The organism is Carnobacterium funditum DSM 5970 (assembly GCF_000744185.1).
GTDB classification, from domain to species: domain Bacteria; phylum Bacillota; class Bacilli; order Lactobacillales; family Carnobacteriaceae; genus Carnobacterium_A; species Carnobacterium_A funditum.
In genome coordinates, this window is record NZ_JQLL01000001.1 from 933,558 (window position 1) to 955,022 (window position 21,465).

17 protein-coding genes are annotated in these 21,465 nt (G+C 35.1%); all 17 read right to left on the bottom strand.

Features of this window, described 5'->3' with window-relative positions; genetic code table 11:
* Nucleotides 1–8: 8 nt before the first annotated feature.
* Nucleotides 9–1,019: a Holliday junction branch migration DNA helicase RuvB gene (gene ruvB, locus BR44_RS04255; RefSeq protein ID WP_034550825.1), complete on the bottom strand. Its 1,011-nt coding sequence runs from the start codon at nucleotides 1,017–1,019 to the stop codon at nucleotides 9–11.
* A 30-nt stretch (nucleotides 1,020–1,049) separates the two neighbouring features.
* Nucleotides 1,050–1,664 (bottom strand): Holliday junction branch migration protein RuvA, encoded by a 615-nt coding sequence (ruvA, locus tag BR44_RS04260; RefSeq protein ID WP_034550826.1) that lies wholly within the window; start codon nucleotides 1,662–1,664, stop codon nucleotides 1,050–1,052.
* 216 nt (nucleotides 1,665–1,880) lie between these two features.
* Complete coding sequence (gene msrB, locus BR44_RS04265; protein ID WP_034550827.1) at nucleotides 1,881–2,321, bottom strand: peptide-methionine (R)-S-oxide reductase MsrB; 441 nt, start codon at nucleotides 2,319–2,321, stop codon at nucleotides 1,881–1,883.
* 149 nt (nucleotides 2,322–2,470) lie between these two features.
* The gene (mutL, locus tag BR44_RS04270) at nucleotides 2,471–4,438 is read right to left on the bottom strand and encodes a DNA mismatch repair endonuclease MutL (protein ID WP_034550828.1); all 1,968 of its coding nucleotides are present in this window, start codon (nucleotides 4,436–4,438) and stop codon (nucleotides 2,471–2,473) included.
* 39 nt (nucleotides 4,439–4,477) lie between these two features.
* Complete coding sequence (gene mutS, locus BR44_RS04275; protein ID WP_034550829.1) at nucleotides 4,478–7,087, bottom strand: DNA mismatch repair protein MutS; 2,610 nt, start codon at nucleotides 7,085–7,087, stop codon at nucleotides 4,478–4,480.
* Between the two features lie 45 nt (nucleotides 7,088–7,132).
* A complete protein-coding gene (locus tag BR44_RS04280; protein ID WP_034550830.1) occupies nucleotides 7,133–7,936 on the bottom strand; it encodes a TIGR00282 family metallophosphoesterase in 804 nt (267 codons plus the stop codon).
* A 181-nt stretch (nucleotides 7,937–8,117) separates the two neighbouring features.
* Entirely contained in the window at nucleotides 8,118–9,677 is a 1,560-nt protein-coding gene (gene rny, locus BR44_RS04285) for a ribonuclease Y (RefSeq protein ID WP_034550831.1), read from the bottom strand.
* A gap of 331 nt (nucleotides 9,678–10,008) precedes the next feature.
* A complete protein-coding gene (gene recA / locus BR44_RS04290; protein WP_051912509.1) occupies nucleotides 10,009–11,100 on the bottom strand; it encodes a recombinase RecA in 1,092 nt (363 codons plus the stop codon).
* 148 nt (nucleotides 11,101–11,248) lie between these two features.
* Nucleotides 11,249–12,523, bottom strand: a complete 1,275-nt coding sequence (locus BR44_RS04295) for a competence/damage-inducible protein A (protein ID WP_034550832.1) — start codon at nucleotides 12,521–12,523, stop codon at nucleotides 11,249–11,251.
* A gap of 180 nt (nucleotides 12,524–12,703) precedes the next feature.
* The gene (gene pgsA, locus BR44_RS04300; RefSeq protein ID WP_034550833.1) at nucleotides 12,704–13,285 is read right to left on the bottom strand and encodes a CDP-diacylglycerol--glycerol-3-phosphate 3-phosphatidyltransferase; all 582 of its coding nucleotides are present in this window, start codon (nucleotides 13,283–13,285) and stop codon (nucleotides 12,704–12,706) included.
* Between the two features lie 88 nt (nucleotides 13,286–13,373).
* Nucleotides 13,374–14,240: a helix-turn-helix domain-containing protein gene (locus BR44_RS04305; RefSeq protein WP_034550834.1), complete on the bottom strand. Its 867-nt coding sequence runs from the start codon at nucleotides 14,238–14,240 to the stop codon at nucleotides 13,374–13,376.
* Nucleotides 14,241–14,405: 165 nt separating this feature from the next.
* Nucleotides 14,406–15,131, bottom strand: a complete 726-nt coding sequence (gene ymfI, locus BR44_RS04310) for an elongation factor P 5-aminopentanone reductase (protein WP_034550835.1) — start codon at nucleotides 15,129–15,131, stop codon at nucleotides 14,406–14,408.
* Nucleotides 15,128–16,429 carry an EF-P 5-aminopentanol modification-associated protein YfmH gene (gene yfmH / locus BR44_RS04315; protein ID WP_034550836.1) on the bottom strand — a complete coding sequence of 434 codons (1,302 nt, stop codon included), beginning with the start codon at nucleotides 16,427–16,429 and terminating at the stop codon, nucleotides 15,128–15,130. The genes ymfI and yfmH overlap by 4 nt, the downstream gene beginning before the upstream one ends.
* Nucleotides 16,429–17,691, bottom strand: coding sequence for an EF-P 5-aminopentanol modification-associated protein YfmF (yfmF, locus tag BR44_RS04320; RefSeq protein ID WP_034550837.1), 1,263 nt, complete (start codon nucleotides 17,689–17,691; stop codon nucleotides 16,429–16,431). Before yfmF ends, yfmH begins: the two co-directional genes overlap by 1 nt.
* A gap of 126 nt (nucleotides 17,692–17,817) precedes the next feature.
* On the bottom strand, nucleotides 17,818–18,777 hold the full coding sequence (locus BR44_RS04325; RefSeq protein WP_034550838.1) for an ABC transporter permease: 960 nt from the start codon (nucleotides 18,775–18,777) through the stop codon (nucleotides 17,818–17,820).
* Between the two features lies 1 nt (nucleotide 18,778).
* Complete coding sequence (locus BR44_RS04330) at nucleotides 18,779–19,843, bottom strand: ABC transporter permease (RefSeq protein WP_034550839.1); 1,065 nt, start codon at nucleotides 19,841–19,843, stop codon at nucleotides 18,779–18,781.
* Nucleotides 19,833–21,383 carry an ABC transporter ATP-binding protein gene (locus BR44_RS04335; RefSeq protein WP_425393573.1) on the bottom strand — a complete coding sequence of 517 codons (1,551 nt, stop codon included), beginning with the start codon at nucleotides 21,381–21,383 and terminating at the stop codon, nucleotides 19,833–19,835. The genes BR44_RS04330 and BR44_RS04335 overlap by 11 nt, the downstream gene beginning before the upstream one ends.
* Nucleotides 21,384–21,465: the final 82 nt, after the last annotated feature.

The following is a 21,465-nucleotide window of genomic DNA, read 5'->3' on the forward strand; positions in this document are numbered from 1 at the left end:
CCCTGTCTCTAATTGTTTGTAGGAGGATAACCTAAATGGTCAAAACCTAGCTGTGTAACAATTCTACCACGTGGCGTCCGCTGAATAAAGCCCATCTGCAATAAATAAGGTTCCACCATGTCCTCAATTGTTTCCATTTCTTCTCCAATATTAGCTGCAATTGTTGACAGTCCTACTGGTCCACCTTTGTAAACTTCAATCATTGTTCTGACCATTTTTTGATCGACAAAATCCAAGCCTTTTTGATCTACTCTTAGCATAGTTAAGGCCTCATCTGCACTCTTTTTATCTACCACGCCATTTGATTGCACTTGGGCATAATCCCTTACCCTTTTCAACAAACGATTAGCTACACGCGGGGTGCCTCTTGATCTTCTTGCAATTTCTAATGCACCATCGACATGTATCTCCGTTTGAAAAACATCAGCAGAACGAATAACAATATCACTTAAATCTGCTACTGTATAATATTCCATATGTGAAACAATTCCAAAACGATCTCGTAAAGGGGCTGATAACATGCCTGCTCGTGTTGTTGCTCCTATCAACGTAAAAGGGGGCAACGGAAAATGAATTGGATGGGCTGTTGGCCCTTGACCAACAATAATATCAACAAAATAATCTTCCATTGCTGAATAGAGTATCTCTTCTACCATTCGTGGCATTCTATGAATTTCATCAATAAATAAAACATCGCCGGCCTCTAATTCACTTAATAATGCAACTAAATCCCCTGCTTTTTCAATTGCTGGACCGCTAGTCGTACGTATATTGACATCCATTTCATTTGATATGACCATTGCCATTGTTGTTTTGCCTAGTCCAGGTGGTCCATATAATAGAACGTGGTCTAAAGCTTCTTCACGGTTTTTAGCAGCCGCAATATAAATTCCTAGTTCTAATTTTAATTTTGATTGTCCAATATATTGATTTAAACGTTGAGGACGCAATTTTTTTTCGATAGATAATTCATCTAAACTGTCGCTTTCCCCTGAGATAATGCGTTCTTGGTCAGACATTTTTATTCACCTCTTTTTTTTACAGCATTTTTATTTTTTCATCAATAAACGTAATGCTTCTCTTAAGTAAGCATCTGTTGTATCTTTATTCATTTTGCGAATTTCTGGTTCAACTTTTTTGATTTCTCTTGCACTATACCCGAGAGCAACTAAAGCTTCAACTGCTTCATTAACAGGTCCTTGTTTATGAGACAAACTCAAGTGCTGTTGAATCGCTCCCACAACTGGCGAACTGATTATTTCTAAGTCGTCAAGTTTACCTTTTAAGTCTAAAATAATTTGAGCAGCTGTTTTTTTACCCACTCCCGGAAACTTCATTAAATATGAGGCCTCTTCGTTTTCGATAGCTTGCACTAAACCTGAATGGTCATCATTAGCTAATATAGCTAATCCACTTTTAGGTCCAATTCCTGATACACTAATTAATTTTAAGTACAACTGTTTTTCGTTATAGTCTTTAAATCCATATAGAGTGATAGCATCTTCTCGGACAGCTTGATGAATATAAAGAGTTGTTTCTTGATTTAATTGGTTAGAAAACCGAAATGGATTTGCTATGTATAACAAATAACCTATTCCATTTAATTCTAGCACGATATAGGCAGGACCAATAAAAGTAACCATGCCCTTAAGGTATTCATACATCATTTTAGCTCCATTCGTTCAAATATCCAAGGTACTTGACAAGTACACCTGTTCCCTTTTCATTCTAACATATTTAAACATTTAAAAGAAAGTTCTAAAATCATTTATCTCATTTCATAATTATCTTGAACAAACCAAAAAATCCTTCACTCGATTAAATGGAGTGAAGAATTTTTTGAATTAAGACTAGTTGAACAATAGATTTTTTAAAATTTGTTAATTAAAAATTTTTAAATATGAACTATAACCTTCTTGTTCTAGTTGTTCTTTTGGAACAAACCGTAAAGCAGCAGAATTGATGCAATAACGCAATCCGCCTTCTTCAGGTGGCCCATCATTAAAAACATGGCCTAAATGAGAATCCGCTTCTTGGCTGCGTACTTCCGTTCTTTTCATACCTAATAATTTACGATCTGTTTTTTCAATCACTTCTTTGGAATCAATAGGCTTTGTAAAAGACGGCCAACCGCATCCAGCATCGTATTTATCTGTTGAAGAAAATAACGGTTTTCCACTTACTACGTCGACAAAAATACCGTCATCATAAAAGGCATCATACTCTCCAGTAAAAGGTCTTTCTGTTGCTTCGTTTTGGGTTACTTCATATTGAATGGGTGTCAGTCTTTTTTTCAATTCGTCTTTTTTTACATCTTTCATACATACACTCCTATTCTATGCTAAAAATATTCTTAAATCAGACGGTTTTTCTTTGCTTAGCAGCAGAAGTTAACATTTATTCCTTAATTTATCTTATCGTATATCAAACAAAGCTTCAAGTTATCCGCTTACTCTAAAACATAAACCTGTTAGTGAGAATCTTGAATCCGTTTGAACATTTTCTCCATATCGTTATTCGTGAAGCGAATCAATACAGGGCGACCGTGAGGACAATTATAAGGATTTTTAGTTTTAGTTAAATCCTTTAATAAAGAACGTGCTTCTGCGTCATTTAAGTGATGATTAGCTTTTATGGATCCTTTACAACTCATCATAATAGCTGTAGCTTCACGAAACTTTGCCACATCCACTTTACCTTTTTCTAACAATAAATCAATTAAGTCTTTAGCTATCTGCTCTTCTGCTCCTTTATCAAACCACACCGGATGACTTCTCAACAAAAAACTATTTTGCCCGAAAGCCTCTAAGTGAATGCCAATCTCTTCAAGAGCCTGCTGATTTTCTTTAATTTTAATAGTATCACTATTAGGGTAATCCAATAAAATAGGCACTAATAATTCTTGCAAATCTGTGCTTACTTCACCAATCTTTTTCCGGAAATATTCGTATTTGATTCTTTCTTGTGCCGCATGTTGATCTAAGATATATAATCCTTCTTCATTTTGTGCAAACAAATAGGTTCCATGCATTTGTCCAATATATTCTAATGAAGGCAAATTAATTTTTTCAGGTAAGTCCATTTTCTTAGCTTCCATTAGTTTTTCGGCTGTTTGAAGGTAAGGTGCCTGATGTTGAGATAATAAAGCAACTTGTAAACTAGATTTGTCTTCTTGATTATTCAAAGAGTCAGGCTCATTTAAAATAAAAGTCTCATTCTCGTCCTCATCTGCTGGTTTAGATTGCAAATTATTAAATTCTTCATTTTTTTGATTAGAGAAAAATCGAGTTTTTGGTGTTTCCCAAAGATCATGATAAGTCGCTGCTTTTTCAGGTTTATTGCTTTGATTGATTGAATCATCAGAAAAATTTAGTTTTGTTTGTTCATCAGAGTTGTACGTCTGATCCGTTTGTTTTTTGAAATTTAAATTAGCTATTGCATCCGGTATTAACTGCTCGTTACTTAAACACTGGTGAATAGCTAATTCAATTAACGCCATCAATTCTTTTTCTTTGCTAATCCTTATTTCTTGTTTAGTCGGGTGAACGTTAACATCCATCAATAATGGATCTGTTGTAATTTCAATAACAGCAATTGGGAAACGACCGACCATAAGTTTCGAACGATAGCCAGCAACAATAGCTTTATTCAATAAATAATTTTTAATATAACGTCCATTAATAATAATAGAAAGATAGTTACGACTTGCTCTTGTCATTTCTGGTAGTGATATATACCCACTGATCTGAAAATCTAAATCTTTTCCGTCTATTTTACGCATTTTTTTAGCCAAAGCCACACCATAAATCCCTGCTAACGTTTGTTTTAAATCACCATTGCCAGCGGTTCTCATTAATTGGTTCTCATCATGAACCAACCTAAATGCTATGTCAGGATGGCTAATAGCCATTCTATTGACGATATCTGTTATATTAGCAAGCTCAGTTTGGATTGTTTTTACATACTTTAAGCGAGCAGGTGTATTAAAAAACAAATTCTCTACCGTTATTGTAGTTCCTTTCCTGGACTGAGCAGAACGTTCTTCTATTAGTTTACCGCCTCTTAAATAGACGAAAGCCCCTTCTTGCTCTCCAGTTGAGGTTTCCAATGTAACTTCAGAAACAGAAGCAATACTTGGCAAAGCTTCGCCTCTAAATCCTAATGTACGAATTCTAAATAAATCATCACGCGAATAAATCTTACTTGTCGCATGTCGCTTAAAAGCATTTAACACTTCTTCTGATGAAATTCCTTCTCCATTATCGATTATCTTAATTTTTTTAAGTCCAGCCTCTTCAATTAAAATTTCGATTTGGGTACTGCCTGCATCAATTGCATTTTCAATCAGTTCTTTCACAACGGAAGCTGGTCGTTCGATCACTTCCCCAGCTGCAATTTGATTCGTTAATAGTTCGGAAAGTTCTTGAATTTTCGCCATTTTTTTCTGTTCCTTTCTGTCTATTTTTTACATTATTCTTTAGTCAAGCTGCTGTTGGAGGTTATGCAATACATTTAAGGCTTCTAAAGGAGTCATCGTTAATAGATTTAATTCAGTTAATGTTTTTACAATAGAAACTTCTTTTTCATCTACTATTCCAAACAAGGATAATTGCTCTTCTTTTTCTATTTCTTTATTTTTTCTGGATTTTGTTTTATCTGTATTCTTCGTTTCTTGACCTGTTGATTCTAATAATAATTTTTCTTTCTTTTCCAGACGTTCTAAAATTACCGTTGCTCTCGTTAACAAGTTCTTGGGCAACCCAGCCAGCTTAGCTACGTGTATCCCATAACTCTTATCAGCCGCTCCTGGTAGCATTTTGTGTAAAAAGATCAATTCTCCATCTTCTTCTATAGCCCCTACATGCGTGTTTACTAACCCTTTTAACTCCTCATCCAATACCGTCAATTCATGATAATGAGTAGAAAACAATGTTTTTCCGTGGACATGATTATGGATGTATTCAATAATGGCCTCTGCCAAAGCCATACCATCAAATGTAGCTGTTCCTCTACCAATCTCATCAAATAAAATCAGACTATGTTGAGTAGCATGACGTAGCGCTTGATTAGCTTCTATCATTTCAACCATAAACGTACTTTGCCCAGAAATTAAATCATCCGCTGCTCCAATACGAGTGAAAATCCGATCAAATATTGGTAATTTAGCTGATTGAGCAGGAACAAAGCAACCCATCTGAGCCATAATGACCGTTAAGGCTAGCTGACGCATATACGTGCTTTTTCCGGACATATTTGGACCCGTTATCAACATAATCTCTGTCTGCTCGTTCATTTCAACACTATTGGGCACATAAGTCTGTTGGCCTAGTACTTTTTCTACAACCGGGTGTCGACCGTCCTTAAGTACCAGTTCTCTACTATCGAAAGTCAACTCTGGTCTTACGTAGTGGTATTTCTCACTAATTGTAGCGAAACTTTGCAGGACGTCAATAGTTGCTACTGTCTTAGCCAACAATTGCAGTCTATCAATATATTGCTTAACCTCGTCTCTCACTTTGGTAAACAATTCATATTCTAAAGCTAATGACTTTTCTTCTGCTTCCAAAATGAGTGTTTCTTTTTCTTTTAATTCAGGTGTAATGAATCGTTCAGCATTGGCTAAAGTTTGCTTACGCTCATATAACCCTTCCGGTAGGGAAGCTAGATTAGATTTAGTTATTTCGATATAATAGCCAAATACTCGATTATAACCAATTTTCAAAGTTTTGATGCCTGTTTTTTGGCGTTCTTGAGCTTCTAGTTGAGCGATCCATAGCTTACCATTTTTCATAGCATCTCGATAACAATCTAGTTGCTCATCAAATCCATCTTTAATAACATTCCCATCTTTCAAAAAAAGAGGCGCATCTAAATCAACAGCACGTTCTATTAACTCCACAGCCTCAGGAACATCATCTAAATTAGTCAGTAAGGTATCCCATTCGTTCTTGTTTATTAAAGCGATAATTTGCTTCAATAGTGGGATTTGTGATAAAGAACTTTTCAATTGAAGCAAATCTCGACCATTAACGTTTCCGAATGCTACTCTTCCAGCTAAACGTTCTAAATCGTACACTTTTGTTAAAGCTTCATTTAAATCGGTTCGTTCAAAGAAATGATTAATTAGACTTTCTACAACATCTTGACGTCTTTTTATAGCCTGTTCTTGAATTAGAGGTCGATCAATCCATTGCTTCATTAACCGGCCACCCATAGCCGTTTTAGTTTCATCTAAAAGCCAAAGTAAGGTTCCTTTTTTTTGACCAGTTCTGATAGAAGAAGCTAACTCTAAGTTATGTTTTGAATAATGATCCATTTTTAAAAAGTGTTCTGGGATATATACTTCTGCCTTTTGTAAATGAGTCAAATTTCTTTTTTGAGTTACTGCTAAATAAGACAACAACATTTTTATAGCTGAAATAATGTGCTCATCCTCTACTTCACTAGACAAATAAGATAATGAAGCATTCTCATCGCTACTTTGTTGCGTTGATATCATGACACCTAACTTCATTTGTAATTCAGTTTGTAAATCAAGACTTTCAGCTTCTTCAAAAACAACTTCTTTTGTTTTTAAGCTACTTAATTCATTGATTACTTCTTCCACAGAAGATAACTGGGTAGCTTTTAGTTCTCCGGTACTTAAATCAGCATAGGCTAAGTTAAATTGGTTGGTATTCGTTACCAAAATTGCAGCCAAATAATTGTTAGATTTTGCATCCATATTTTTTGACTCTATCGCCGTTCCAGGTGTGATTAATTGAACGACTTCTCGTTTGACCATTCCCTTAGCAGTTTTCGGATCTTCTACTTGTTCACAAATAGCTACTTTAAAGCCTTTTTCAATTAATACATCAATATATCCCCTGGCTGCATGATAAGGTACTCCGCACATCGGTATAGGATTCTCTGCATTGCGATTGCGACTAGTTAATGTAACTTCCAATAGTTGAGAAGCTTTTATCGCATCTTCATTGAACATCTCATAGAAATCACCTAAGCGATAAAATAAAAACGCATCCGGATATTGTTTTTTAATCCCTAAATATTGTACCATCATAGGTGTATGTTCTGTTTTTTGTGGCATGCTTATTTCCTTCCTCACTTTACCCTTTTTAATAGATTATACTTATTAAAAATCATTCCCAAATGGACGATCATCATTAATAACAATATTTTCAATTTTTTTTGCTGCTCCCGTTAAATCATCAATTTCGATAAAACAACCTGATAATAATTTACGTCCTTCCTTAGGCACCTCGAAGCGTGTTGGCATCTGAGTCAAAAAGCGATTAATAACTGATTCACGTTTCATTCCTAAAATTTCATCATACGGACCGGTCATGCCCACATCGGTTAAGTAGGCTGTACCGGCGGGTAAAATACGGGCATCATTAGTTTGTACGTGTGTATGTGTTCCAACTACTGCGGAAACTCTACCATCAAGGTACCATCCTAATGCTTGTTTTTCACTGGTTGTTTCAGCATGGAAATCAACAAATATCAAAGGAGTCCGTTGGCTCGCTTCTTCAACTAATTCATCCGCTTTTCTAAATGGATCATCTACATCTGACATAAATACTCGACCAATAAGATTGATAACAGCTAACTCCAATTGATTTACTTTAATATAAGCAATACCATTCCCAAGTGTTCCTTCAGGGTAATTTGCTGGACGAATCATTTTTTTCGCATCCTTAATAAATTCAAAAATTTCACGGTTGTCCCATGTATGATTTCCCATAGTAACAATATCTACTCCATCTTGGAGAAACCCTTTATAGATTTTTTCAGTAATGCCTCTTCCTGCTGCTGCATTTTCACCATTTAAAATAGTTACTTGTGGTTTGTATTGTTGTTTTAATTTGTGTAAATGATCATGAACCATTTCTCGTCCCATAGATCCTACAACATCACCAATGAATAATAATCTCATTTCTATTGCCTCTTCTCTAGATAATTGCATTCAAACCATTTTAACAATAATTCGTAGTAAAGAAAAGCTACGACATGCTTCCATTGATTCTTCTTTTATCTTTTTACCATTAAAAAAAATACGAAAAGAATGAAAATCATTCGTTTCGTATCTTTTTAAGTTCATTTCTGTTTGAAGCTACCTATTTTGCATATTCAACTGCTCGTATTTCACGAATAACGGTTACTTTAATATGTCCTGGATAATCTAACTCATCCTCAATCATATTTCGAACATCCCGAGCTAAATTGATAGCTTCTAGATCATCAACTGTATCTGGTTTAACCATGATTCTTATTTCGCGACCAGCTTGAATAGCATAACTCTGTTCTACACCTTCAAAGCTATTAGAAATATTTTCTAATTTTTCAAGACGATGAATATAATTTTCAAGTGATTCACTTCTAGCTCCTGGTCTAGCGGCAGATAAAGCATCTGAAGCTGCTACTAAGACTGAAATAACAGAAGTTGCTTCAACATCTCCATGATGAGAGGCAATTGCATTAATCACTGTTTCGTTTTCTTTGTAACGCATAGCGATTTCTGCACCAATTTCTACATGAGAACCTTCTACTTCATGGTCTAACGCTTTACCGATATCATGAAGTAGTCCTGCACGTTTAGCTAAGGTCACGTCTTCTCCTAATTCAGCGGCAAGTACTCCTGCTAACTTAGCGACTTCAATCGAATGTTGCAAGACATTTTGTCCATAACTTGTTCTGAAACGTAAACGTCCCAATATTTTTATAATGTCAGGGTGAATAGAATGTACTCCGACTTCGAATGTTGCTTGTTCACCAATTTCGCGGATTCGTTCATCCATTTCTTTACGTGATTTCTCTACCATTTCTTCAATGCGGGCAGGATGAATTCTTCCATCTTGAATTAGTTTCTCAAGTGTCATACGGGCAATCTCACGACGAATCGGATCAAATCCACTTAAAATGACTGCTTCTGGTGTATCATCAATAATTAAATCGATCCCAGTCAACGTTTCAAGAGCTCGTATATTACGACCCTCACGTCCAATAATACGACCTTTCATCTCATCATTCGGTAGAGATACGACTGAAACCGTAGATTCAGAAACCTGATCTGCAGCACTTCTTTGAATGGCTAAAGCAATCAATTCGCGTGCACGACGATCTCCTTCTTCTTTAGCTTTTTCTTCAGAATGTTTAACCATAACAGCCAATTCATGAGACAACTGTTCTTCTGTCTCTTCTATAATAATATGTTTAGCATCTTCTCGTGAAAGAGCAGCTACATTTTCTAATTCTGTTTCTTGTTGTTCAACTAGCTTTCTTGCTTGGATCTCCAAATCGTCCAATAGTTGTTGTCTTGAACCTAATTTCTCTTCTTTTGCTTCAAGTGTCCGTTCACGTTTTTCTAAGCTGTCATTTTTACGGTCAATGTTATCTTCACGCTGTACTAACCGATTTTCTTGTCTTAGAATCTCATTTCTTCTTTCTTTCAGCTCAGTTTCAATTTCAGTTCTATATTTGTAGTTTTCTTCCCTCGCTTCTAACATCGCTTCCTTTTTCATGGTTTCTGCTTCTCTATAAGCTTCATCCAATATTCCAGTTGCAGTGTTCCTAGCACCAGCCAATTCTTTTTCATGTTTTGATTTGCGGATGGCATACCCTACAAAAAGACCGACAACTAAAGTAACGATAGCGAAGGCTATACTGTTAAAATTCATTCTTCCACCTCCGTATCTTATTTAATTTGTCATTTCCTATTTATCAATTATCAATTATCAATTATCTGGTAGAACTTCGTAACTTTTTTACCAATAAAACCTACCTGTTATCTAAAGATAAAGTAAAGGATATTCTAATTTTAATTGTCTACACGGGACATGTCAACTTAATAATAGTTTTTGAGGGTGATTATGCTACTTTTGTCCATTAAATGAGAACGTTATCTTATATATTTCTCATTCTTCACCTTTTTTTCTTTTAAAAAAAAAAAAGAAGCTGAACCGGTACAACCCGTCCTAGCTTCTTTTTAGGCCTTTTTTTAAATAGGTTTTATTTTCCTTCAGTTAAAATCGGTTTACTTTTTTTTTCTGAAGTTGAATCAGTTTTCTTTTTTTCTTTTTCTTTATCTTTTTCATCTGTATTTTCCTCAGCCTCACCTATACCATAAGCTGCACGTACTTTTTTCTCGATTTCGGCTCTTAACTCAGGGTGATCTATGAAGTAACGTTTTGCATTTTCTCGTCCTTGTCCAATTCGTTCCCCCTTATAAGAGTACCAAGCTCCCGCTTTGTCTATAATATCTTTTTCTGATCCCATATCCACGAGTTCTCCAACTTGTGAAATTCCTTCTCCATACATAATATCAACTTCTGCTATTCTGAATGGTGGGGCTACTTTATTCTTCACTACTTTTATCTTTGTACGATTTCCCATAATATCCGTACCTTGTTTGATTTGTTCTGCACGTCTTACTTCTAAACGAATCGTTGCATAAAATTTAAGAGCACGTCCACCTGGTGTAATTTCAGGATTACCAAACATAACTCCAACTTTTTCACGAATCTGATTAATGAATAAAGCAATTGTTTTCGTTTTGTTAATTGAACCAGATAATTTACGAAGAGCTTGAGACATTAAACGAGCTTGTAAACCAACGTGACTGTCTCCCATTTCACCTTCAATTTCTGCACGGGGAACTAATGCCGCCACTGAATCAATAACAACAATATCTACAGCACCACTTGAAACTAACGCATCCGCAATCTCTAATCCTTGTTCACCTGTATCTGGTTGTGACAATAGTAACTCATCAATATCTACACCTAATGCGGCTGCATACTTAGGATCTAGTGCATTTTCAGCGTCAATAAATGCAGCAATTCCACCTTGTTTTTGAACTTCAGCTACAGCATGCAACGCTACTGTAGTTTTACCAGAACTTTCTGGTCCATATACTTCTATGATTCTCCCTCTTGGGAAACCACCAACTCCTAGCGCTACATCCAACGCTAATGAACCACTTGGAATAGTTGAAATACGAGTATCCACTTTTTCTCCTAACTTCATAACTGAGCCTTTACCAAAGTTCTTTTCAATTTTTTTCAATGCTAATTCTAATGCTTGTTTACGGTCTTCTGCCATTGTATGTCCTCCTAAATTGTTTTTTATTGCTATCAATTTACATAATTAATTTTATTTTATAGGTCTGTCAACATCCATCATACTTTCTTTTTTTATAAAATGCAAGAAGAAACCGAACAAACATTCGGTGCGCTATCTAATCCATTTCTCACTGAGTCCAATGGACTTTTCCATTAATCTGCTTGTCCAATAATTCTCGATAAATTAGATCTAATCCTGCTAGAACTGAAAGTTCCCGATTATTATTTCTATCTTTTTCAAAATGAAAACATTTTGCATACGGACGCTCATTTTTGATTGCTATACCTATCCAAACTGTACCAGGTTTTTTATTCTCTAACTTTAATGGACCAGCTACACCAGTAAAAGAAATTCCAATATCTGTGTTGAACTGACTTTTGACCTGTTCGGCCATCTTAATGGCACATTGGCTACTGACAACTCCGAATTGATCCATCATTTTTTGATTGATACCGAGTATCTCTTTTTTTATACGATTGCTATAAGTGACCAATCCACCTTCAAAAAATTCTGAAGCACCAGATATAGATGTTACCGTACTCTGAAAAGCTCCTCCTGTTAAACTCTCAGCTGCTGATAATGTCAATTCTCTCTCTTTCATTACTTTACTGACTACTTCAGCTAAACTTGTGTCATCTCCATAGCCATATAAGTAGTCTCCAGCGCGTTCTCTTATTATTACCTCTAAGTTATCCAACTTTTTTTCGCACTCGATTTCAGACCTTCCATTGGCCGTTAAGCGCAAGCTCACTTCATGCTTACCTGCATAAGAAGCTAACGTAGGATTTGCTTGTTTTTCAATCAAATCCTCCAACAATGTAACTAGACGCGATTCACCTATTCCATAAAAGCGTAAAATCTTCGATAGCAAAACAGTTTCATTTGCTGTTTGCTTCAGTAGCAATGGTTTTGCTTCTTGCTCAAACATTCTCTCTAATTCGTGTGGCGGTCCTGGCAGCAACAAATAAAAACAATTTTCCATTTTTAAAAACATGCCTGCAGCCATACCATTATTATTTTTTAAAACACTTGAATTTTTGATTACTAATGCTTGAAGTTCATTGTTTTCAGACATAGGGCGATTTTTTTGTTCGTGGAACTTTATAATTTTTTCCATAGTCTTTTCGTGCCGTACCAATTGTTTTCCAAGATGCTTTGCTAAAATTTGTTTTGTCATATCATCTTTTGTTGGACCTAAGCCTCCCGTTAAAACAACCAAATCGCTTCTTTCTTCAGCAAATTGTATGGCTTCTTCTAATCTTTCTGCATTATCTCCTACAACAGATTGATGATAAACTTCAATACCTAATGTTGCTAACTCTTTCGATAAAAATGTTGCATTTGTATTCACTACTTGTCCTAACAATAGTTCTGTCCCGACAGCAATTATTTCAGCATTCATCTTTTTCTCCTCACTTATAGTCAATATACGCTTGTTGACGGTCTTCTATTTTTTTTATTAGATCATAAAATCATTATTGAAATAAGATAGATTCTCATTACCATTCCACAGTATCTAAAATAGGCTGAGACGACTGTCCCAACCTATTTTTAAAGACACGTATGATTACACCGAAGAAGGTTACATGGAACCTTTAAAGATACTGCTATTTTTCACAAAATAATCGATTCCTGAATAAATAGTAAAAAACAAACAGATATACAACATGATATCAGCTAAAGGAATACCTAAACCTTCAAAAGGTAAATTATCTACCAATAACAAAATAATGGCAATCATTTGAGTCATGGTCTTAATTTTACCTGGCCATGCTGCCGCCAGGACTGTTCCTCCTTGTTCAACTAATAATAGACGCAATCCGGTTACCGCTAGTTCTCTACAAACGATAATTGCTACAACCCATGAAGAAGCTAAGCCTTGGCCAACTAAAATAATTAATGCAGTCATTACTAACATTTTATCAGCTAAGGGATCTGCAAACTTTCCAAAATTTGTTACCAAGCCTCTTGAGCGAGCAATTTTCCCATCAAGCCAATCTGTTATACTAGCAACTGCAAATATAATTGCTGCTATTAACTGTGTAATCTCAATCGTTGACCCCCATATTTGCCAAACTCCCCAATTTAAAGGAGCCAGAGCGATGATGACAAAAATGGGTATCATAAAGATACGCACAACCGTTAATTTATTTGGTAAATTCAAACTATCGCCTTCTTTCTTTTTTATTTATATTTAAATTTAAAACAATAAGAAAACTCTAATAAAAGAGATGTCTTATTGTCTTCTTACTTTATTCTTTTTCATTAAATTGAAATTCAATCTTCTGTGTGACTGCATCGGCCGCTTCAGGAGCGTACTCGACATTCTCATCATTTAACTGAACAGATGTAACCGCAGCGTTCCCTATAACTAGATTAACCTGCTTTGCACCATCTGGGATAGTAGCTTTCAATGAGTTTCCAGTAGTTAATAAGGCTTGATCGACCATAACGCCGTCAATTTCTATACTTACCCAACTGTCTCCACCTTCAGCAATCAAACTAATTTCATTTTTTCCAGCTACTCCTGTTACGGCAAAGCTAGTCTGAGAACCAGTGGAAGATACTATGGATATGGATTGTTTAGGTTCTTCTTTTTCGACAGAAGAAGACTCCTTTTTTTCTGACCCTTTTGTCTCTGATGAATTAGATTCCGTACTTGAGACAACGACCGTTTCTGAATTTTTCGTAATCATGTCTTCTTTAGCCGCTTGGTTTGTCTTGATAAAGGCTAGATAAATTGACGTTACTACAATGATGACTACAGCTGAAATGAGTAATGTAGGCAAATGATTTTGAACTTTTGTAAGGACCTTATTACCTGATTTATTACCTGAGCGTGTTTGGTTTGCCGACGCTTTTTCTACGTATTCTTCGTCATGAGTATGAGGAACAGTATCTGTATAATCTTCTAATAACTGATCTCCATTGAGCCCAACCGTATCAGCATACTGCTTAATGAAAGCTCGCGCGTAAAATTTACCTGGCATGACATTATAATTGCCTTCTTCAATTGCAATTAAATAACGTTTTTGTATTTTTGTCATTTGTTGTAAATCGTCTAAAGTATAGCCTTTAGCTTTTCTGGCTTCTTGTAATTTTTCACCGATTTCATTCATTCTATTCTCACCTACCAGTTCTCTTGTTTAGAGAGCCTAAAAAGCTCATATTACTTTTAATTATAACACAATCAAAGTTTGACTAACATCTCTTTTTGATGTTAGTCAAACTTTGATGTTAGTCGTTTTTATTTACAAGCAATTGTTTGCGTAGCTGCTCTTCTCTCACCTTAACCATCCACCGCTTACAATAATAGATTGTCCAGTTAAATAGGCACTTCTAGGTTCTAATAATTGATGGACCCAAAAACTAATTTCTGAAATACTACCCATACGTCCAACTGGTATCTCTTCTTTTAATGCAGCTAAATCCAATTCACTAAAGTCCGAATTCATTTTTGTTTCGATTGCCCCTGGCGAGATAGCATTAACTGTTATACCTAAGCTAGCCACCTCTTTACTATAGGCCTTTACAAAAGATAATTGAGCTCCTTTTGTTGTACTATAAATAACTTCCATCGAACTACCTGATTCCCCATAAATAGAGCTGATAAAAACAACTCTTCCCGACCTAGAATAAGCTAATTTTGTTTGTAGTGTCTGCAACATTAATAAAGGCGTTTTTACATGGACTGCCCACATATCATCCATTGTTTTAGACGTTACTTCTGTCAATAATTGAAAAGTTGTAAAACCACTTGAAAAAATAATTGCATCTAATTGGAAAATATTTTTAACAAACTCCTCAATTCCTGATTCATCTGTCATATCTAGCTTAATTCCAAAAAAATCCTGTTTAGGAAATGCAGTCTGATAATCGCGAAGTTGTTTTCCAACACTTTTATCATCTGTATGATAATGTAAATACAATGACCAACCACTTTCAGCCAATTCTTTTGCAATTCCTGCACCAATATCTCCACTAGCTCCCATGATTAAAGCTGACTTCATGTTTTGCTGTCTTCTTTGGGCAAAATATGAAAAACACTCATATACTTTTCTTGCATAAACTCTTCTGCAAGAACTTTTATTTGATTTAGAGTGATGGAATCAATGATTGGAACTAAATCGAATAACGTAGCTTCACCATAATTCTGTTGGCTGTAATGGCTAGCAATATACTCCAGAGAATTGAGAGATTGAAGAACCTGGCCTATCATTCTCTTTTTCACAAGAACTAAATGTGCTTGATTCAATTCTGGACTAACTTTAGCTGTTAATAAAATTTCTTTTATGACATTACTGAAAGCTTCTGGCTCTTTTGTGTCTCCTCCAATATCAGCAAAATAAAACGTTCGTTCTAAGCTGAAATCATATGAAAAACTATCATCAATAATGCCAGTATCATATAACCTTAAATAATTATCTGATGTAGGCCCAACTAACAAGGCTAATAACAAATCCATAGTGGTCTTATAGACTAAAGCTCCTTTGCCTTCTGGAGCTCGGCCGACACCCTTAATACCCACGATACTTTTCGGCCTTTTCACGGCCATTTTTATTGAGTCAAAAGGTTTAATATCAGCTGTTGTTTCTTCAGGGAAATAGCGTTCAATTTCAGTCGCTTCTGAAAAATTCTTTTTAGCTTGGTTTGTTTTAATCAATTGAATCATTTCTTCTGGATCCATTTTACCTACAACAAAAAGATTCATATTGCTAGGATGATAAAATGTATTGTAGCTTTCGTGTAATAGCTCAGCTGTTATATCCATAATACTATCAACGGTACCTGCAATATCAATATGCAAAGGATGCTTAGGGTACATATTACCTAACAAGCCAAAAAACAAACGCCAATCTGGTTCATCTTCATACATCTGTATCTCTTGAGCAATAATCCCTTTTTCTTTATCGACAGTTTCTTTCGTAAAATACGGTTCTTGCACAAAGTCTAGTAATGTCCCAATATTCTCATCTACATTAGTGGTACTCGAAAACAAATAACTGGTTTGAGTAAAACTTGTAAAAGCATTTGCTGAAGCCCCCAGTTTGCCAAATAGATTAAAAACATCTCCATCTTCTTTTTCAAACATTTTATGCTCTAAAAAATGAGCAATACCATCCGGAACACGAGTTAATTGATCACTATCTCGTGGTATGAACTGATTGTCTATTGAACCATACTTAGTAGTAAATAGTCCGTAAGTTTTATGAAATTCATTTTTAGGCAATAAGGTAACGGATAGCCCATTTGATAGTGTTTCAGTATATATCGTCTCATTTAATTGTTCATACTGCTTTTTCTCCATTATTTAACCTCCTCTGATAGAAAGAATGTCGCCTTTAATTTGACTTGATTAGCTATCTCTATGATTTCTTCTTTTGTTACTGCTTCAATATTTGCCATCCATTTTTTTATACTTATGATTTCATTTTTTGCTAATTGGTTTGAATAAGTTCGCTCAATCACCGCACTTGAATTATCTTCAGATTGCAACAATTGATTTTTCAACATTTGTTTTGTTTGGTGTATATCTTCTTTAGTAAAATTACCAGTTTGCATCTCTTTTAATTGCAGCGTAACGATCTCTTTTACTTGACCCATTTTTTTACTGTCAATTCCTGTTTGAACAATCATCATACCTCTAAAAGTATCTAATGAACTAGATGCATAATAAGCTAGACTTTCTTTTTCTCTAACGTTTACAAATAATTTAGAGTGAGGGAACCCACCAAATAAACCATTAAATAGTTGACCTGCATAATAATTATCTTGAAGATAAAAGATATCCGTTGTGTACCCTAAATTGAACTTAGCTTGTTTAATTTCTTGGTATTCTATTTTTGTATTTACTTCTTCAAAATCTGCTTGAACATAAAAAAGCTCTTGTTGTTTTGATTTTCTTGGTTCAAAAGGAAACCCTTTAAGTTGGTTGATTATTTGATTTTCATCTACATCACCTAGTACATACATGTCCACTTGATCTTGTTGGATCATTTCTTTGTAGTAATCATATAGTGATGTCTCAGTAATTTCTGCTAAATCTTCCATAGTCCCGATACTAGGAATTTTTTGACTTTCTTCATCAAAAAAAAGTTTCTGTAATTCTAAATTAGCATACGTTTGCTTATCATCTGCAATCGAATCATAGTAATCAACTAGGTTTTCTTTTTCACGTATAAATGTATCTTTGTCAAAATGTCCTTCAAACACGTTAGGATGAAAGATAATCTCTTTCAAGAATTCAAGTGATTGTGTTAATATCGAGTCGCCCATTGTTAAATACTTTTCATTAACAACGTTTAAAGATAAGGTTAAAACATGAACTGTTCCTTTTTTAGTTACCGAGCTTCCAAATCCTGCACCAAATAAATTTGATAATTCACTTCTTAAAGTTGTCTGTGTCGGATATTTTTCACTATTCGTTTCAATTATGCTAGATAACAAAGCTCTTTTAGTTATATTCTCCTTATCTAAAGGAGTACGAAACTTTATTATAATCCTTACTGTTTTATACTTTTCAGTTGGAATGATATGAAGGTTGACTCCTTCAGTTAATTGGATAGACATTTTTTTCCTCCTTATGTGTAGATGCAATCTTCTCTTTATCATAGTTTAAAATATGTAAAAAGTGAAGTGTCCTACCTGACAAAAAAACAATTAGAAGATTTACTTCTAATTGTTTTTTTATAATCGTTATTTTGATTTGATATATGTCTTACCATTTGCTGCTGGACCTTCAGATTTACCAATGACACCTACTAATACAATAATCGTTATTAGATAAGGAGCAACTTGCAACCAAACACTTGGTACATCTTGAATAATCGGTATATAATTTCCGATAACACTTAGACTTTGAGCAAAGCCAAAGAATATTGCAGCACCCATAGCTCCTAAAGGATTCCATTTGCCGAAGATCATGGCAGCCATTGCAATAAAACCTTGTCCTGCGATTGTTGAAGCCGAGAAATTTAATGAAATAGCTTGAGCTTGAATTGCTCCACCCATACCACCTAGTAATCCAGATAGTAAAACGCCAGCATATTTAGTCATGTAAACATTGATTCCTAATGTATCAGCTGCTTGAGGGTGCTCTCCAACTGCTCTTAGTCTTAGACCAAAACGAGTTTTGAATAGTACAAACCAACAGATAACTGCAATACCTATCCCAACAAATGCAGGGGCAGATGTTCCTTTAAAGAAAATAGGTCCTAAAACCGGAATGTTTTCTAATAAAGGTATATTTGCTTTACCAAAGTTTTCTGAAATAATATCTGTCTGCCCACGTCCATCGTATAAAACACGCGTTAAAAATACAGCCAGAGCTGGAGCCATTAGGTTGATAACCGTACCAGAAATAATATGGTCAGCTCGTAAATTTATTGTAGCGACAGCATGAATGAGTGAAAATAAAATACCAATCAATCCGCCTACAACCACACCTACCCAAGGTGTCCAATTACCTAATTGAGAAGCAAATGTCAAGTTAAAAACAACTGAACCAAAAGCACCCATTACCATAATTCCTTCAAGTCCAACGTTAACTATCCCACTTCGTTCTGAAAACGTGCCACCTAGTGCAGTCAAAATTAGAGGAGCTGAGTAAACCAACGCTGAAGAAAAGACAAGTTGCAATACATTAATAATATCCATCTTATTTGACTCCTCCTTTATTTAATTTAGCACGCTTATCGACAAACATGCGGATTAAATAGTTAGCTCCGACAAAGAATATAATAGAAGCAATAACAATATCAACAACTTCTGTAGGCACGTCTGCTACTAAAGGCATGCTATTTCCGCCAATTTTTAAAGCACCAAATAATAAAGCTGAGAATAAGATACCTACCGGATTACCTAGTCCTAATAAAGCAACGGCAATACCGTCAAACCCGATTGATGGTATTGATCCTTGAACAAAGATGTTTTGAAAAGTTCCCATGCCTTCCATAGCCCCACCTAAACCTGCTAGTGAACCACTAATTAGCATTGAAATAATAATGTTTCTTTTTGTACTCATTCCTGCGTATTTAGATGCAAAAGGGTTTAAACCAACTGCTCTTATTTCAAAACCAGCTGTTGTCTTTTTCATAAATACCCAAACGATAACAGCCGTAATTAACGCTAAGAATATTCCTCCATGCAATGTTGAATTATTTGTTAAATCTGATAACCATGCCCAACGAAGACTTGCACCTTCAGGGATGCGAGCTGTTGTATCTGATGATTCAGATAAGACATTTCTGATTAAATAATTTGCTGTATACAAGGCTGTATAATTCAACATAATCGTTACGATAACTTCACTTGTATTAAAATAAGCTCTCAAGAAACCTGCAATGCCCGCCCATAGACCACCAGCTAAAGCACCAACAATTAAACTAACAACTAATAAAATAATACCTGGTATTTCAGGAAATGATAATGCAAACCAAACTGAAAATAGCCAACCGAGTAATGCTTGTCCAGCAACACCGATATTAAAGAAGCCAGCTGTATACGCTACTGAAAATCCAAGCGCCGTAAAAATTAAAGGTGTTGCTTGTCTTAATGTTTCTCCAATATAAAATGAATTGCCAAATGCGCCTTGTAACATGGCTTGATAACCCGCAACTGGGTTATAGCCAAAAGTTAACATAATTAATGCTCCTAATAATAATCCTAAAATAACCGAAAATACCGGAACTAATATACCATCTAATTTACTTTTATTGTTCAACGTTAGTTGGCTCCTTTCCCAGCTCTTTTTCAGCAGCAGCTCTAGCCTTTTGAAGAGACGACCCTGCCATTAGTAGTCCTAATTCTTGCTGTGTTGTTTCTTTTGGTTTGACGATTGCTACAATATTTCCCTCGTACATTACAGCAATGCGATCTGAAACGTTTAAAATTTCATCTAATTCAAAACTCATTAGTAAGACAGCTTTCCCATTATCTCGTTGTTCAATCAAACGCTTATGAATATACTCTATTGCTCCAACATCTAATCCGCGCGTAGGTTGCGCTGCAATTAATAGAGATGGATTGCGATCAATTTCTCTAGCAATAATGGCTTTTTGTTGGTTTCCTCCAGACAACTCACCTGCCAGAACCATTTCATTTTGAGTGCGCACATCAAACTCAGCAATTAATTTCTTTGCATATTTTTTAATTTCCTTAGGATTTAAAAAGCCGTTATTGCTTAATGGTTTTTTGTAGTAGGTTTGAATTGCAATATTTTCTTCTAGACTCATTGGCAAAATTAGTCCATATTTATGGCGATCTTCAGGGATATGTCCTAAACCATTTTCAGTGATATTACGTGGTGTATTATTTTGAATTTCTTTTCCATTCAATTTAATTTTTCCACTTTCTGTTTTAGTTAGTCCAGTAATCGCTTGGATTAATTCACTTTGCCCATTACCATCAATTCCAGCTATTCCCAATATTTCTCCAGCTCTTACTTCAAGACTTAGAGATTTTACAGCTTCTAGGCCTCGATCTTCTTTAACTACAATATTTTCGACTGAAAGAACAACTTCTTTAGGCTGTGCTTCTTTCTTTTCAGTTTTAAATGAAACTGAGCGACCAACCATCATATCTGCTAATTCTTGCTGCGAAGTCGTTGATACATCAACGGTATCAATACTTTGGCCGCGACGAATAACCGTACAACGATCTGCAACTTCTTTTATTTCATCTAATTTATGAGTAATCAAAATAATAGATTTGCCTTCATTAGTTAATGCTTTCATAATTTGCATTAATTCACCAATTTCTTGAGGAGTTAACACCGCTGTAGGCTCATCAAATATTAAGATTTCTGCACCACGATAGAGTGTTTTTAATATTTCTACACGTTGTTCCATTCCGACTGAGATGCTCTCCACTTTTGATGCTGGATTTACTAATAAACCATACTTTTCTGATAATTCTTTAATCGATTGTTGAGCTGTTTTTTGATCTAGAACACCAGCTTTATTCGGTTCACTACCTAAAATAATATTCTCAGTAACCGTAAATTTTTTAACCAACATAAAATGCTGGTGAACCATTCCGATACCCAGTTTATTAGCCATTCCAGGGGAATTAATTGTTACTTCTTTCCCATTAATCAAAATTTTTCCTGAAGTCGGCTCTAAAAGTCCTGACAAAATATTCATCAGAGTCGATTTCCCTGCCCCGTTTTCACCCAATAAAGCATGAATTTCTCCTTTTTTAAGCTGTAAATTAATATTATCATTTGCTTTAAAGGTACCAAATTGTTTTGTAATACCTTTCATTTCGATAACGAAATTTGTCTCTGACACGATGAACTCACTCCTTTTTACTGCTTAAATTCATAATTCATTATACGTCATTTCT